Origin of the sequence: Paraburkholderia sp. SIMBA_030 (assembly GCF_046535245.1) — a bacterium.
In the GTDB taxonomy this organism is placed as follows: domain Bacteria; phylum Pseudomonadota; class Gammaproteobacteria; order Burkholderiales; family Burkholderiaceae; genus Paraburkholderia.
The window spans coordinates 1-450 of record NZ_JAWRXB010000095.1 but is presented as its reverse complement, the minus strand read 5'-3'; the positions used below and the strand labels follow the sequence as shown (position 1 = coordinate 450).

The window sequence follows — 450 nt, the reverse complement described above, 5'->3', positions numbered from 1 at the left end:
GTTGCGCGGATCGGAGATCGTGTACACCGGGTGACCGAAACCGATCACCACCTCCTTGTTCTCGACGCGACGGCGGATGTCCGCTTCGGCTTCGTCGGGCGTCTGGTAGCGCGACTGGATCTCGAACGCGGCTTCGTTCGCGCCGCCGTGCTTCGGACCGCGCAGCGCACCGATTGCACCGGTGATGGCCGAATAGATATCCGAGCCCGTGCCGGCGATCACGCGGCCGGTGAAGGTCGATGCGTTGAATTCATGCTCGGCGTACAGGTTCAGCGACACATGCATCGCGTCGACCCACGCCTTCGACGGCTCCACGCCGTGCAGCAGGTGCAGGAAATGGCCGCCGATCGAATCGTCGTCGGTTTCGACTTCGATGCGCTTGCCGTTGTGCGAGTAGTGATACCAGTACAGCAGCATCGAGCCGAGCGAGGCCATCAGCTTGTCGGCGAT

Annotated in this window: 1 protein-coding gene; it reads right to left on the bottom strand. The window is 63.1% G+C overall.

Features of this window, described 5'->3' with window-relative positions; all coding sequences use genetic code 11:
- A partial coding sequence (locus SB772_RS39175; protein ID WP_410838412.1) for a citrate/2-methylcitrate synthase occupies positions 1–450 on the bottom strand: 450 nt, incomplete at both ends.